Source organism: Shigella sp. FC1661 (genome assembly GCF_001712525.1).
GTDB classification, from domain to species: domain Bacteria; phylum Pseudomonadota; class Gammaproteobacteria; order Enterobacterales; family Enterobacteriaceae; genus Escherichia; species Escherichia coli.
In genome coordinates this window covers 1-445 of record NZ_MDGW01000478.1, presented here as the reverse complement: position 1 = coordinate 445, position 445 = coordinate 1, and the positions used below count along the sequence as shown (strand labels likewise).

The following is a 445-nucleotide window of genomic DNA, read 5'->3' as shown; positions in this document are numbered from 1 at the left end:
ACAGGAAGTAGCTGGGGGCTCTCTGAAGAAGGTAATAGCAGCTTTCCCTCGCGCCATTGTTGTCGCCATTTGAACAACAGATTGGCATTAATGCCATTTTCAAGAGCAAGTTTTGAGATGGATATCCCGGGTTCACAGGAGGCAGCAACGAGCTGCTGTTTAAATTCGGGAGGATAATTAGGGCAGCCTTTTCGCCTGCCGGGATTCACATTTTTCTGCATATCTGACACTTTGGTTCCCACTACTTATTTGGTGGACACCACTTTGTCTAATTCGTCAGATTCTGACCAGACGGTTCAGGCTGTACGCTTACCATCATTCAGTAGCGCATCACGGATCACGTAACAGTAAGCGTAAACTGACCGCCGTATGTAGCCATTAAGCCTGTATTGGTAACGTAGGTGCCCACCTTTTCAACTAGTGGACACCTGTTATGGAACAGAAA

The 445-nt window shown here is 47.0% G+C and carries 1 protein-coding gene; it reads right to left on the bottom strand.

From position 1 onward, the window contains the following. On the bottom strand, positions 1 to 221 hold a 221-nt coding region (locus tag BFF42_RS20820; protein WP_252866573.1), incomplete at its 3' end, for a transposase. Positions 222 to 445: the final 224 nt, after the last annotated feature.